General features: G+C 34.8%; 13 protein-coding genes. 5 read left to right on the top strand and 8 right to left on the bottom strand.

Annotation, left to right across the window (positions count from 1 at the left end; all coding sequences use genetic code 11):
* The gene (locus BW926_RS08785) at positions 1-357 is read right to left on the bottom strand and encodes a diacylglycerol kinase family protein (protein WP_076446284.1); all 357 of its coding nucleotides are present in this window, start codon (positions 355-357) and stop codon (positions 1-3) included.
* A 202-nt stretch (positions 358-559) separates the two neighbouring features.
* Here BW926_RS08785 and dnaN point away from each other — a divergent pair, with 202 nt between their 5' ends.
* The 3 genes from dnaN (at position 560) to BW926_RS08770 (ending at position 5059) form a co-directional block, all read left to right on the top strand.
* Positions 560-1690 carry a DNA polymerase III subunit beta gene (gene dnaN / locus BW926_RS08780; RefSeq protein ID WP_076446282.1) on the top strand — a complete coding sequence of 377 codons (1131 nt, stop codon included), beginning with the start codon at positions 560-562 and terminating at the stop codon, positions 1688-1690.
* Between the two features lie 352 nt (positions 1691-2042).
* A complete protein-coding gene (gene pheT / locus BW926_RS08775; protein ID WP_076446280.1) occupies positions 2043-4445 on the top strand; it encodes a phenylalanine--tRNA ligase subunit beta in 2403 nt (800 codons plus the stop codon).
* A 203-nt stretch (positions 4446-4648) separates the two neighbouring features.
* Complete coding sequence (locus BW926_RS08770) at positions 4649-5059, top strand: META domain-containing protein (RefSeq protein WP_076446278.1); 411 nt, start codon at positions 4649-4651, stop codon at positions 5057-5059.
* 48 nt (positions 5060-5107) lie between these two features.
* Here the strand turns inward: BW926_RS08770 and BW926_RS08765 are convergent, their stop codons facing one another.
* From BW926_RS08765 to BW926_RS08735, 7 genes are all read right to left on the bottom strand, one after another.
* Positions 5108-5347, bottom strand: coding sequence for a hypothetical protein (locus BW926_RS08765; protein ID WP_027380779.1), 240 nt, complete (start codon positions 5345-5347; stop codon positions 5108-5110).
* Positions 5348-5385: 38 nt separating this feature from the next.
* Positions 5386-6705 (bottom strand): hypothetical protein, encoded by a 1320-nt coding sequence (locus tag BW926_RS08760; protein ID WP_076446276.1) that lies wholly within the window; start codon positions 6703-6705, stop codon positions 5386-5388.
* An 81-nt stretch (positions 6706-6786) separates the two neighbouring features.
* Positions 6787-7677: a 3-hydroxybutyryl-CoA dehydrogenase gene (locus BW926_RS08755; RefSeq protein ID WP_179077996.1), complete on the bottom strand. Its 891-nt coding sequence runs from the start codon at positions 7675-7677 to the stop codon at positions 6787-6789.
* A 9-nt stretch (positions 7678-7686) separates the two neighbouring features.
* The gene (locus BW926_RS08750) at positions 7687-8112 is read right to left on the bottom strand and encodes a hypothetical protein (RefSeq protein ID WP_076446272.1); all 426 of its coding nucleotides are present in this window, start codon (positions 8110-8112) and stop codon (positions 7687-7689) included.
* Positions 8113-8145: 33 nt separating this feature from the next.
* Complete coding sequence (bla-A, locus tag BW926_RS08745) at positions 8146-9024, bottom strand: CGA/CIA family class A beta-lactamase (protein ID WP_076446270.1); 879 nt, start codon at positions 9022-9024, stop codon at positions 8146-8148.
* A 61-nt stretch (positions 9025-9085) separates the two neighbouring features.
* Complete coding sequence (locus BW926_RS08740; RefSeq protein WP_076446268.1) at positions 9086-9544, bottom strand: DUF5362 family protein; 459 nt, start codon at positions 9542-9544, stop codon at positions 9086-9088.
* A 599-nt stretch (positions 9545-10143) separates the two neighbouring features.
* On the bottom strand, positions 10144-11106 hold the full coding sequence (locus tag BW926_RS08735) for a Gfo/Idh/MocA family protein (RefSeq protein ID WP_076446266.1): 963 nt from the start codon (positions 11104-11106) through the stop codon (positions 10144-10146).
* Between the two features lie 135 nt (positions 11107-11241).
* On the opposite strand from BW926_RS08735, the gene BW926_RS08730 reads away from it, so the two are divergent.
* Positions 11242-11895 carry a protein-L-isoaspartate(D-aspartate) O-methyltransferase gene (locus BW926_RS08730; RefSeq protein ID WP_076446264.1) on the top strand — a complete coding sequence of 218 codons (654 nt, stop codon included), beginning with the start codon at positions 11242-11244 and terminating at the stop codon, positions 11893-11895.
* An 850-nt stretch (positions 11896-12745) separates the two neighbouring features.
* The gene (locus BW926_RS08720; protein WP_076446260.1) at positions 12746-14731 is read left to right on the top strand and encodes a urocanate hydratase; all 1986 of its coding nucleotides are present in this window, start codon (positions 12746-12748) and stop codon (positions 14729-14731) included.
* The last annotated feature ends 233 nt before the right edge of the window (positions 14732-14964 follow it).

Here is a 14964-nt window from a genome sequence, read left to right as displayed (position 1 = left end):
TCAAACAAAAACATATTTCCAGTAAACCAAAATCCCAACAACAACAGAAGCAACCGCCATCAAAATAACTGCGCCGGCAGAAATATCCTTAATAAAAGCAATTCTCTTATCAAATTCAGGTTGAATAATATCACATATCTTTTCAATGGATGTATTAAAGATTTCCGCCGTTAAAACTCCTACAGATACGATTAAAATCAAAACGGCATCTATGGAAGAAAGCTTTAAATAAAAAATGAAAACAAGATTGATGAAAAAAGCTAAAATATGTATCTGAAAATTTCTTTCATTTTTCATTATCAGAAAAATGCCTCGGAAAGCATTTAAAAAACTTTTATGGATGCGCAGTTTTCGCATGATGAAGGAGATTATTTACAAATATAAATTTTTTGCCTGAAGAAAATCCTTACCTTTAGGTTTTTATGATATTTTTTGAATGTCAAAAAAATGAAGTCAGAGAACTTATAGAATTCTTTTGATGGATGTTAATAACTCTCAGAATTATTCTTTTCCATCTGTTTTCTATTTATTATATTTGTAAAAATTTATTTTTAAATCTATGAAATTTATTATTTCAAGTGGTGAACTGCAGAAGGCTTTACAAACTGTAAGTGGTGTAATATCAAGCTCTCAGTCGAGACCGATTTTAGAAAACTATCTTTTTGAATTAGACAAAAACGAAGTTACTATTACAGCATCTGATGGTGAAACAACTTTGGTTACTTCTCTTGAAGTAAAGTCTGATGACACAGGAAAATTTGCTGTTCCTGCTAAGATTTTTCAGGATTTTATCAAGACATATGGGGAGCAGCCTTTGACATTTGTTGTGAAAGATAATGCGGAAGGCACGGGAAGCCAGCTTGAGATTTTAGATGAAAAAGATAACTTCGCCGTAGCGCTGGACAATGCAGATGATTATCCTGAATTGCCGGAATTTGACGCTTCTCAAAGTGTTGCCATGTCGGCAGGAGTTTTGTCTGAAGCATTGACGAATACACTTTTCGCAACGAGTAATGACTCTCTTCGTCCTGTTATGACGGGAGTTCTTTTCCAGTTTGGAGAAAATGAAACGAACTTCGTTTCTACCGATTCCCACAGATTGGTTGTTTATAAAAGAACAGACCTGATGAATGCCGAGCCAATGGAGTTTATCATGCCAAAAAAACCATTGAATATCTTCAAAAATATTTTAGCAAGCTCAAATGAAGATGTTACTATCGAATTCAATGAGAACATGGCTAAATTTACTTTTGGCAAGCATATCTGGATCTGTAGGCTGATCGACGGAAAATACCCGAATTATACCGCGGTAATTCCAAAAGAAAATCCTAATGTATTGACTATTAACAGAAATCTTTTGTTAGGGGCAATCAAGAGGGCTTCCATCATGTCCAACAAATCTACCAATCAGGTACGATTTAAATTATCAGCCAACATTCTTCACCTTCACGCAGAAGATACGGAATACGCGAACAAAGCAGATATGCAAATTCCTTGTGACTATAACGGAGAAGACATCAACATCGGATTTAGCTCTAAATTCTTAACAGAAATGTTGACAATTCTTGGTTCAGACGATATTACCATGAAAATGTCTCAGCCGAACAGACCGGGGATCATCGAACCACTTGACGGTCTTGAAGAAAATGAAAATATTTTAATGTTATCAATGCCGGTAATTGGCTTGTAATATTAATGTAAATAATATTTAAGAGGTTTTGATTTTCAGAACCTCTTTTATTTTTTAGGAGTTTTTGACTCCATCAATTATTGTTTATATTTCTTTTTATGAACTTTTTCCCGCTTGGTGTTTTAACATAAAGATTCAAAAATTAAAGAAGTATTACCTGTGAAAATCTGTGGTCAATTATATTTGTCCATAATTAAAAAAATAAAATATAAGCAATCAGCAAATCAGTGAGAAAAAGAAAAGTATTAAGATAAAATTAAAATCTTAAAGTTCTTCTTACATTTCTCTGTTTCTTAAAAAAACACGATATTTGTAGCTCGAAAAATTCAAGTAAAATTTTCAAAATAAAAGAATGAAAATATCAAACAACTGGCTTAAAGACTATATTAAAACGGAGTTGAAAACTGAAAGAATCAGTGAATTCCTTACGGACATAGGTCTTGAAGTTGAAGGTATAGAAAAATTTGAAAGTATAAAAGGTAGCCTGGAAGGAATTATTGTAGGTAAGGTTCTTACTTGTGAAAAACATCCTAATGCAGACAAATTAAGAAAAACAACGGTAGATGTAGGAAATGAAAAAGTTTTGAACATCGTTTGTGGAGCTCCAAATGTAGAGGTTGGGCAGACCGTTCCGATAGCCGTAGTTGGAACAAAAATCTATGATAAATCAGGAAACTTTTTTGAAATTAAAGAAGCCAAAATCAGGGGAGAAGTTTCTCAGGGAATGATCTGTGCGGAAGACGAATTAGGTTTGAGTGACGATCATGACGGAATTATGGTCCTGGATGAAGAAAAATATGAAGTTGGAAAAAATTTCGCTGATTATTTTGAATTAACGAACGACGAAGTTTTTGAAATAGGTCTTACTCCCAACAGAACAGACGCCATGTCTCATTATGGTGTTGCCAGGGACCTGCAGGCATTCCTTTCTACCAATCAGCAGAAATCCACTTTTGAGAAAGTATCATCTGTAGTTTTAAATAATGAAGGTTCTCATGATTTTACGTTGGAAGTTGAGAATACAGAACTTTGCCCAAGATATATCGGAGCCGTAATTGAAGATGTTAAAGTTACAGATTCTCCGGATTGGCTGAAAAACAGATTAAAAGCTATAGGGTTGAGTCCGATCAATAATGTTGTAGATATTACAAATTATATTCTTCATGGTTTGGGACAGCCGCTTCATGCTTTTGATGCTGATAAAATTGCAGATAAGAAAGTGAAAGTAGGAACCGTAAAAGAAGGTACAAAATTCAGAACGTTGGATGGTGTTGAAAGAACGCTGAACGGTTCTGAAATTATGATTAAAGACGGAAAAGATACTCCGATGTGTATTGCCGGAGTTTTCGGTGGCGACAATTCCGGTGTTTCAAACGAAACAAAAACGATTTTCCTGGAAAGTGCTTATTTCAACCCTGTTGCAGTAAGAAAGGCTGCGAAATTCCACGGACTGAATACAGATGCTTCTTTCAGGTTTGAAAGAGGGGTTGATCCTAATATTACAAGAACGGCAATTACTCATGCTATTAAATTAATTCAAGAATTGACTGAAGGTAAGATGATTGGCGAATTATTGGAGGAATATCCTAAAAAATTGGAGGATAATTATGTGATTGTAAGATTCTCAAAAATTGAACAGATTTTAGGTACAAAAATCCACAGAGAGAAAGTGAAGGAAATTTTAAAAACGCTTGATATTCAAGTTTTAAATGAAATTCAGAACGGTTATGAAATCTCAGTTCCTGCTTACAGAGCTGATGTGACGAGGGAAATCGATGTTATTGAAGAAATTTTAAGAATATACGGATATAATAAAATTGATGCTCCGCAAAAGATTTCGTTCACCCCGGTAAAACTTAGCGTGCAAGATCAGGATGAATTGGAAAATAGCTGGGCGAAAACTTTACAGAGCTTAGGTTTCAACGAAGTGATGAATAATTCATTAACTTTTGTAAAAGATCAAACCGATGCTGTAAAATTATTAAATCCGTTAAGCAACGATTTAGCTTTCATGAGAAAGTCTATGCTAGAAGGGCTTTTACAGAATGCGATCTACAATATCAATAGAAAAAATCAGGATATTAAGTTCTTCGAATTCGGAAAAATTTACCATAAAAAAGAAAAATACGAGGAAAGAAAACAATTGGCGATCCTTATTTCCGGAAGAGATGTTGCAGAAAACTGGCTGCAGCCAAAGTCAGCAACAAGTTTTTACAATTTAAAAGCTTATGTAAAAGTTTTATTGGAAAAATTAGCTGTTAATTATAAGGAAGTTGCTTTATCTGATGATAGATTCTCTGACGCTTTGGCTTATGAATCTGATGGTAAGGCTTTAGTAAGAATCGGGAAAGTTGATCCTCAGATGCTGAAAGATTTCGATATTGATCAGGAATGTTTCTATGCAGAAATTGAGCTGGAATTTGTCCAGGAATTACGTTCTAAAAACGAATTAAAGTTTAAAGATATTCCTAAATTCAATAAGATCAGAAGAGATTTGGCTTTATTAATTGATAAGAATGTGAATTATCAGGATCTTTATCAGACTGCCAGAAATAACAAATCTCCTTACATTAAAAATATCAATTTATTTGATGTATATGAAGGCAAAAATCTTCCTGAGGGCAAGAAATCTTACGCGATGAGTTTTGAGCTTCTGAATGAAGAAAAAACTTTGGAAGAAAAAGAAATTGCTTCTGTAATGGAGTCTTTAATTAAATCTTTCCAAAAAGAATTCAATGCGGAATTGCGAGGATAATTTTAAATAATAAAAATATTAATAGAAACGGACTTTAGTCCGTTTTTTTTATTTATGAGATGGAGGGAATATATATTTCGACAGGCTCAGCAGCTTTGTTTTAAAAAATCTATGTTTAATTAACCGTTAAAAACAATAAAATTCTTGAGAAGCCGTTTAGATAATATTATTTCCGTAAATTTGGTTAAATCAAAAAGAAAAAAATGAAAAACCTTTTTTTTAGTATATGTACCGCCGCAGTTCTGGTTTCTTGTGGAACAATGTCAAGCCCTTCTGCTTCAAAAGTCGGAAAGACCCAATCTTCTCTTGCAGGAACAAAATGGGCTCTGGCTGATAATGTAAAAGGAAAAACTCCAACATTAAACATTGAAGGTGAAAAAATAAGCGGTAACGCTGGCTGCAACAATTACTTCGGGACTGTGAAAATGGATCCATCCTCGGGTAATTTTAGTGCAGGAGCATTAGGTTCTACAAGGATGATGTGTGATAATATGAATGTTGAGAATAATTTTATGGACATGATGAAAAAAACAAATAAATATGTTGTAACAGGAAGTGTTCTGGAATTATATCAGGATAATCTTTTATTATTAAAATTCAATAAAGCTGAATAAAAACAAAAGGAACTCAACTGAGTTCCTTTTTATGTTTAAAATTATTAATTATTCTTCCTCTTCGTCGTCGTATTTAGCCAACTCTTCGTCACACCATTTGAATGCAGCTTCTACCACTTTTGTAGCTTCATCTGCCATCGTTTCTTCATCGTCTCCTTCCAGGTCATCAAGCCACTCAACTTCTTCTTCCTCAACGTTTAAGATAAATCTTGGATATTCTGTATGAACAACGAATAAATCTTCTGGAAATTCCGAATTATCTGCTAATAAAAACTTTGGTAATTTCATTTTTTTAATGTTTTAACTTTAAATCAAAGATAATAAAATTATTGATATTTGTTTCTGTCAATCCTAATTTTTTGCAAAACTTTATACCTTGTGAGTATGGTTCTCTGAAGTGTATCTTTTGGTTTAAAGGTGAGTTTAATATTAGGGTTTACAGTGCTTATCAATTCCGCAATCTGTATTTTATCAAGGTCTTCTGTAGTTTCCAGATAAAATTGCAAAGGAACTTTGTCAAGATTTTCAGATTGCAGAAAATGTTTGATCTCTCTTCTGTTTTCGAGATAATTTCCTTTTGAAAGCCATGTGAAGATAATTCCGGTTATAATGCTTAAAAGGCTTATAGCATAAATTTTAAAGCTGAATATTTGGAATAATTTTCTAAAATAAACCAGCCACATAGGAAGGCTGAAAGGTGCCAATAACCTGTAATCAATAGCATTTACCAGATAAAAATACTGCACAAAAAAAGAACAAATCACTCCCGAAATACTTATAAATATAAAGAAAAACTCAGTTTCTGTAAGTCTATATTTTATAAAAAGATAAATGATCAGAATAATATTCAAAAAGCCGGTTCCGTAGATCCAATAATTGATGAATCCGCCATTGGGATTAGCTATATGAATAAACGGATTGAAAGTGGTTGATAATCCCTGGAATAATTCAATTAACAATTTGGTGGTAGGATGCAGGCCGATAAGTAAAGCATCCTTTACATAGTTTTCATTAAAATAATCAATAAATAAAAATTTATATAAAATAACAAAAAAGAAAGATATTATTCCTGAAAATATAAAAATATATGAATATTTTCTTTTCAAGAAAACAAGCCCGAAAAGTCCTGATCCTCCAATAATAAAAAGTGAACTGTACCTGATATTATATAAAGCAATTAAGCTCAAAGAAAGATAAAAAATAGCTTTTTCTTTTTCTAATTTTCCTGTGATAATCAATGCTGCCGTATATAAAAACAAAATGATAAATGGCAAAATCAATGCCTCACTCATGGTATAGGAGTAGATGGAAAGAAAGCTGAAAAGCGTACTTAAAACAATAGATTCTCTGAAGAAAAAATCTTTTTTCCAGGTGAAAAAAATGATGAAAAGAAAGGCTGTAATCCCAATGACTTTACTGCTCCAAAATTCATCAAAACCAAAGACAGTAAAAAACTTTATCGCAGCCGGATATCCTAGCGGGGTAGTGGTATTGTCAATTTCTGGAAGATTATGGGCAAACCGCATATACCTGATAGAATCAGGGTTTGTGCGGCCTTTTTCGTTTAGTAAAAACCGGAAAATGGTCATCACTAAGGTAATGATGACCAATGATATTTGAATATTTTTTTCTTTAAATTTGATCAAGGTTGCAGTTATTAAGTTATAGATTATACAGCTTTCGTTTCCAAATTTATAATTTATAACTCACAACTCATAAGTTTAAATTTATTTTGAAAACATTTTTGCTACTTTTTCAGCTTTTTTGCTTTCGGAATAGTCATAGAAACCTTCACCCGATTTTATACCTAATTTTCCGGCCATTACCATGTTTACAAGCAAAGGATTTGGGGCATACTTTGGATTTTTGAAGCCGTCATACATTACATTTAAAATGGCTAAACATACGTCAAGCCCAATGAAATCAGCCAATTGAAGCGGCCCCATTGGGTGAGCCATACCCAGTTTCATTACGGTATCGATCTCTTCAACTCCTGCTACACCGTTATATAAAGTTTCTATCGATTCATTAATCATCGGCATCAGAATTCTGTTGGCCACAAAACCTGGATAATCATTCACTTCTACAGGAACTTTTCCTAATGTTTTGCTCATTTCGTAAATAGCATCAAAAGTTTCTTTAGAAGTAGAATATCCTTTAATAATTTCAACAAGTTTCATGATCGGAACCGGATTCATGAAGTGCATACCGATTACTTTGTCTGCTCTTTTCGTAGCCGCGGCTATTTTTGTAATAGAAATTGATGAAGTATTGCTCGCCAGAATACAGTTTTCAGGAGCAAATTCATCCATCTGACCGAAAATTTTTAACTTCAGTTCCTGGTTTTCAGTAGCGGCTTCTACAATAAGATCTGCAGAACCTACAGCATTCTGAAGAGTCGTGAAAGGGGTGATGTTTCCTAGTGTTTCAGCTTTTTGTTCTTCCGTAAGGTTTCCCTTTGCAATTATTCTGTCGAGATTGGTGGTAATGGTTTTCAACCCTCTGTCCAAAGCTTCCTGAGATACATCTACCAGGTTTACTTTGAATCCGCTTTGTGCAAAAGTATGTGCAATACCATTTCCCATGGTTCCAGCTCCGATAACTACAATGTTTTTAATCATTTTTCCTTATTTATTTGAATTTATTTTTTTATAGCTAGTTAAATTTCTTGCATTCATAAGATCAGCTTTTTTTACTATTTCTGTTTCGCTGAAGTTGACGATCCCGTCTCTGTTTTTAGCTCTTGCACTGTTCTGATTATCAATGGCTGTTTTCAAACCATTTATGAAGCTTGTTTTTTGTGTTTTTGAAAGATTATCTGTTCCGATATACAAATTATATTCACCCTCTCTTCCCAAACCGCTTTGTTTGTACACCTCAAGACCTTTTATTTTATTTTTTTTCTCAAATATAGATAGATAATCCATCACAGGACTGTCAGAAGGAGTTCCGCAACAAATGCTTGAATAGCTGATTTGCAGATAATTTTGGCTCTTCTGGGCAAATAATATCGCACAGCTGAATAATCCTATTGTTAATCCTATTTTTTTCATATTTAAATTGTTTTTAAAATTAAGCTTAAAATTTTACTTAATAAAATAATCCCAGACTGTCTTGGAAATATCCGAGATCACTTTACAGTTGACAGCATCCGACTCCATTGAATCACTGACAAATACAGCTATTGCGTAATGTTTGCCATTCGGTAAAGTAATGATGGCAATTTCGTTTTCTGCTCCTGTAAGACCGTCTTTATTTTTTCCGGAAGCTCCCGTTTTTCGGGCCACAAGTGTATTTTTGGGAAGCTGTTCCACTATTTTATTTAAACTGGTGGATGTAGAAAGCATTATTTTCATTAAATAATCTGTAGATTTTTTCGATAATAATTTTCTGTCGTAAAATTTCTTTAATACCTGAACAGCAGAATTGGTTGTACTGTAATTTTCATACTGAGCTTTCCAGTCTTTGTGCATTTCCGCTTCATTATACTTTATTTGGAAATCTGTTACTCCTTTGGAATTCATATTGCTTTGAACCGTTTGTGTACCGCCTATTAATTTTAACAAGATATCACAGCCATTATTATCACTTTTGGCAACCGTCATTTCAAGAATCTCACTTAATGGTACTTCAACACCCCCATTAGGATATTTGTCCCGAAGTGGCGACCATGTATTTTCTAGTAAATTGGATTGATTCAGTAAAATTTTCTGATCCAGTGAAAGTTTGCCTTTATCAACAAGATCAAGAACTGTTGCCGCAATATAAAATTTAAAAACACTCTGCATCGGAAGCTTTTTTTCTCCATTTTTATTGTATTTAAATCCATTTTCAAAACCTAAAACGGAAACACCTACAGTGGCTTTTTTGTTTTTAATAATGGAATTGATTTTTTGCGACAGAAGATTTTGTTGACCAAATGTAATGGCAGAAATCAAAAGAAATAATAATCCTGTTTTTTTCATAATAATTAGGTTTAAAAAAATCCTCCTGAAAACAGAAGAATTTGTATTATATTTTTTTAAATTATCTTCCTATGCCGCTAAGGCCTGTTATCATCACGCCAAAAATAGCAAGAATATAAAGACCAAAGACAATAATTGTAAGAATTCCTATGAATTTGTAATGCGACTTCAGATATTCAAATGCTTTTGTAAGCTCTGTCTGGCTATTAGAGCGTAATGCAGATTTCATATTTGAAGAAAATCTGTATAAATAATTGATAGGAATAAAATAAAGTGCTGCCACCACAAGATAAATCAGTGAAAAGACCATGCTGCCGCCCAATGGCATCATGCTGTTGTAGGAGCTTATTGATGCGCCCACTGTCATCATAAATAATGCGGCAAGCACCATAAAACCGATTCCGATATATCCTAAAATGGCTAAAAAGGTAGTCCATTTTGCAGCTTCCGTAAGGAATTGTTTTCCAGCGGTGTCGATTCTCAGTTCGTCAATTTGTTCAAAAGGGGAGTTTGTTTCCATGCATTAAAATTTTCCTGCCAAAATAATTAAAATTATTTGAACTGCTACTTTCTTTCTCAAATTCTTTTGACAAGCCTTTTTTAATTATTTTATTTCAAAAGATTTAAAATTCACGCCATCATTTTCAAAAAATATACTTATTCCTTTGGCTGAAATGGTTTTCCAATTTTTCGTTTCCATAGGTAGGATATAATTGTCTGCAATTTTCATTAAAGCTTTTACTGCATATTCTTTAGATGATTTTTCGCCTCCGTTTTTTCAATATCAAGCAGCTTCTGGTATTCCGGAGTGATTTTTACATTGGTTCATTGTTCTCTTGTAACAGGTTTTGTGGTCAGGATCCTGGTTAGTTTCAAAAATGCATCCGACAAGTACTACAGTATCAAATATGATTTTGATATTATTCTTATTTAAAAGCAGTTCAAATTCTTGATAACATCTGATGCTGTCAGTATGATTTACCTCTTTAAAATAAGTAAAATTATTATTTTTAAAGTCAATTTTTGTTTTTTTCCGCTTGTTGTTCGCAAGTCAGTTTTATATCCTTATTCTTGCTGCAGGATATTGCAAATTACAATAATATGAAAGCTTAAATCTCATTAACTGATCAGCTTCATAATCTCCAAAGCCACCTTCAACGCTTCCGTTCCGTCTTGGATAGAAACCTCTACATTTTTGTTTTCAGTGATTGAATCTGCGAAAGAATTTAACTCATCTAAAATGGCATTATTAGGCTGTATGTTCGGATATTCAAATAAAATCTGGTTCTTTTCTCCCTCTGCATTCTCAATAATCATATCAAATGGAGTAGGGTTTTCCGGAGCGTCTTTCATACGGATGACTTCAGCTTTTTTCTCGAGAAAATCTACAGAAATATAAGCATCTTTCTGAAAAAAACGGCTTTTTCTCATAGCTTTCATCGAAATTCTGGAAGTGGTAAGATTGGCAACACATCCATTTTCAAATTCTATTCTCGCATTAGAAATATCCGGAGTTTTACTTACGACACAAACACCGCTTGCATGAATATTTTTAACTTTAGATTTTACTATACTTAATAAAATATCAAGATCATGAATCATTAAATCAAGAACCACAGAAACATCCGTTCCGCGAGGATTAAATTCTGCAAGCCTGTGGATCTCAATAAACATCGGGTTTTTAATAAATTCTTTTGTCGCAATGAATGCCGGGTTATATCTTTCAACATGGCCTACCTGTGCTTTAATGCCATTTTTCTGGCATTTTTGAAGGATTTCCTGAGCCTGCTCAAGGGTTTGGGTAACCGGTTTTTCAATGAAGAAATGAAGACCCTTTTCAATGGCCTTTAAGGCATAATCGTAATGATAGATTGTTGGTGTAACAATGTCCAGCATATCGATCTGGTCTAGCAGCTCATCAAAATTCTCAAAATATTTATATCCGAATTCCGCTTCCAGTTTTTTTCCGTTTTCAGCATCTTTATCATGAAACCCTACGAATTCATATTTATCAGACTGATTAAGAAGCCTCAAATGTATCTTTCCTAAATGTCCGGCACCTACCAAACCTGCTTTCAACATAGCTCTATTAAATTTTTGTAAATATAATAATTTTAGGTATTAAGAAATAGATAATAGGTTTTAGGTTGATAAATACTGAATGTTTTTTTACTTTTGTAACAAAACTGCTACCTGTAATCTAATAACTACTATCTAATGGCGCATGATTCGTTTGTACATAAAGGAAAAAGAAAAATATTAATTGATTATCTCCGAAACAGGATCGGGATTTCCGATGAAAATGTACTTTCGGCCATGAATGAGGTTCCGAGGCATCTTTTTATTGAAAGTATTTTTGAGGATTTTGCCTATGAAGACCGGGCGTTTCCTATTCTGGCGCATCAAACGATTTCCCATCCTTCTACGGTAGCAGAACAATCTGAGCTTTTACAAGTAACGGCCGGCGAAAAAATTCTTGAAATAGGTACAGGATGCGGTTATCAGACTGCTGTTTTATTAGCAATGAAAGCTCATGTCTACACGGTTGAAAGACAAAAGAATCTATTTGATTTTTCAAAGGAGAAATTCCGTGAGATGCACTTATATCCAAAGTTTCAGAGCTTTGGGGATGGTTTTGCCGGGCTTCCGACTTTTGCCCCTTTTGATAAGATCATTGTTACCTGCGGAGCATCAATATTACCTACGGAGCTCTTGAAACAACTGAAAGTGGGAGGGAAAATGGTTATTCCATTGGGCCCTACTAATGAACAGGTGCTATACAGATTTGCAAAAATTTCTCCTACCGAATTTGAAAAGGAAGAATTTGGTGCTTATAAATTCGTGCCGATGCTTGGAAATACGGATCAATAATATCACAAAGAATTCAAAGATTTCAAAAAACTTAAGTATCTTTTTATATTAAATCCTAATAAAAGCTTTTGTAACTTTTGTGTTTAATAATTTCATTTCGGAATGAAAATTGAATTAAAATAAAGACCTCAACACTTAAATTTTATTATTATTAGATACGAATAAATTCAAATTGTCCACAATTTTAGTGATATTCAGGAAAATCTGCATAATAACCGGGTTACAATGTAGAAAGTTATTCTCAGCAGGTCAAAGATTATATCAATGACATGAAAAGTCAGAAAAAAGAAGCTACAAAACAAGGTTTCAAGACACATACTAAGAAATCTGCAAAAGAAGTTTTAGAAGGAATTCAGGGGATGGCTTCCGTTGCCTGAGAAAAGAATTAATAATTTTTAATATTAAAGTTAGAAGAGTTCACTTTTTATGGAGTGAGCTCTTCTATTTGGAAAATTTTAACATATCACAAAATAAACATGAAGTATTTATGAACAGAAGAGCTCCTTAGATAGGAATCAATATGTGGGAAGAGATGTAGGGCAGAAAATTTTTGTCTCAGATCGAGTGAAACTAATCGTCTATCCTCAACAAAAATTACTCTTCTCCGGAGGATGGATTCGACGAAGGGAGAAAACGAAGGAGGTTAATAAAAGCAAACAACAGCTCCAAAATAATTACACTCATCCCCACCGTCAAAAATTCGGAAAAATTTTTGCTACTCCTATGGAGCGGGGAATTTCAAGTCATGAATTTTCAAACATTAGTTGCACGGATTTTCGAATTTGAATATCTTTAAAACTTTGAATTTTAAATTCATTTTAAACATTAAACATAGACTTGAAACTGTAATATGACATTCCAGGAACAGATACAGCAGGGCATTCCAGGCCAGTTGCCACAGCCGAAGCCATACGAAACCAATATCAATCACGCACCGAAAAGAAAGGAGATTTTAGGTGAAGAAGAGAAAAAATTAGCTTTAAAGAATGCTTTACGTTATTTCGATCCAAAATTCCATCCCGAATTAATCCGGGAGTTTAAAAAAGAGCTCGATGAATTTGGAAGAATATATATGTACCGTTTCCGTCCGGATTATGAAATGAAGGCAAGGCCAATTTCAGAATATCCCGGAAAATCAGAGCAGGCAAAAGCCATCATGCTGATGATCCAGAACAATCTGGATTATGCGGTGGCTCAGCATCCTCACGAGCTGATTACATACGGTGGAAACGGAGCCGTTTTCTCCAACTGGGCACAGTATCTTTTAACGATGAAATACCTTTCGGAAATGACGGATGAGCAGACTTTGGTCATGTATTCCGGACATCCGATGGGCTTATTCCCGTCTCATAAAGATGCGCCGAGAGTGGTGGTAACTAACGGCATGATGATCCCAAATTATTCCAAGCAGGACGATTGGGAAAAATTCAATGCGCTGGGGGTAACGCAGTACGGACAAATGACGGCGGGAAGCTATATGTATATTGGCCCACAAGGGATTGTTCACGGAACGACGATCACGGTTTTAAATGCATTCAGAAAAATAAAAAAAGAACCGAAGGGCGGACTATTCGTAACCTCAGGTCTGGGCGGAATGTCCGGAGCTCAGCCAAAAGCAGGGAATATTGCAGGATGCATTACCGTTTGTGCGGAGGTTAATCCAAAGATTACAAAAATCCGTCACGATCAGAAATGGGTGAACGAAATTCATGAAAACCTTGATGAGTTAGTAGCAAGAGTTAAAAAAGCACAGGAAAATAAAGAAACCGTTTCCTTAGCTTACCTCGGAAATGTGGTTGAAGTTTGGGAAAAATTTGACCAGGAAAACTTAAGAATTGATATCGGTTCAGACCAGACTTCGCTTCACAACCCTTGGGCAGGAGGGTATTATCCTGTCGGACAAAGCTTTGAAGAATCCAATAAAATGATGGCAGAAAACCCCGAATTATTCAAGGAAAAAGTTCAGGAAACACTGAGAAGACACGCTGCAGCCATCAATAAACATACAGAAAAAGGAACCTATTTCTTCGATTACGGAAATGCTTTCCTGTTGGAAGCTTCAAGAGCCGGAGCCGATGTCATGGCAGAAAATCCTACGTTGGGAAGAGAATTCAAATTTCCGTCGTATGTTCAGGATATTATGGGACCGATGTGTTTTGATTACGGTTTCGGACCATTCCGTTGGGTTTGTACAAGCGGAAAACAGGAAGATCTGCAGAAAACAGATAATATTGCATGTGCTGTTCTGGAAGAAATCCAGAGAAATTCTCCTGAAGAAATTCAACAGCAGATGAAAGATAATATTCAGTGGATTAAAGGGGCGCAGGAAAATAAGCTGGTAGTAGGTTCTCAGGCGAGAATTTTATACGCCGATGTGGAAGGAAGAATGAAAATCGCAGAAGCCTTCAACAAAGCCATTAAAAACGACGAAATAGGGCCTGTAGTCTTAGGAAGGGATCATCATGATGTTTCCGGGACGGATTCGCCGTACAGGGAGACTTCCAATATCTATGACGGTTCGAGGTTCACGGCAGATATGGCGATTCACAATGTGATCGGTGACAGTTTCCGTGGGGCAACGTGGGTAAGCATCCACAATGGAGGCGGTGTCGGCTGGGGCGAAGTGATCAACGGTGGTTTCGGAATGCTGTTGGACGGAAGCAATGATGCCGACAGAAGATTAAAATCAATGCTCTTCTGGGACGTGAACAACGGGATCTCCAGACGAAGCTGGGCCAGAAACGAAGGCGCTATTTTCGCCATCAAAAGAGCCATGGAAGCAGAACCGAAGCTGAAAGTAACGCTTCCGAATTTTGTGGATGAAAATTTATTGTAACCCTCTTTGTCAATCGAAGATTCGGCGTAGCCAAAGGTAAAGTTTTGTGAAATAGGAAAATCTGTTATGAAGTAGTTTTTTATGGTTTAGAATATATATGCTTATGTATTAGCTCCGTAATAAGTATCACAAGGATAATGGATATACTAATTTAGCTTCCAGTTAGAGTTAAGCATAAAACCTTAATTTTAACGTATGAAACAAGGGCGAAAAATCTATGATCCAGCTTTTAA

The organism is Chryseobacterium sp. RU37D (genome assembly GCF_900156075.1).
Lineage (GTDB): Bacteria > Bacteroidota > Bacteroidia > Flavobacteriales > Weeksellaceae > Chryseobacterium.
Note: the sequence above shows the minus strand (reverse complement) of the source record. Positions and strands in the feature narration are given on the sequence as shown.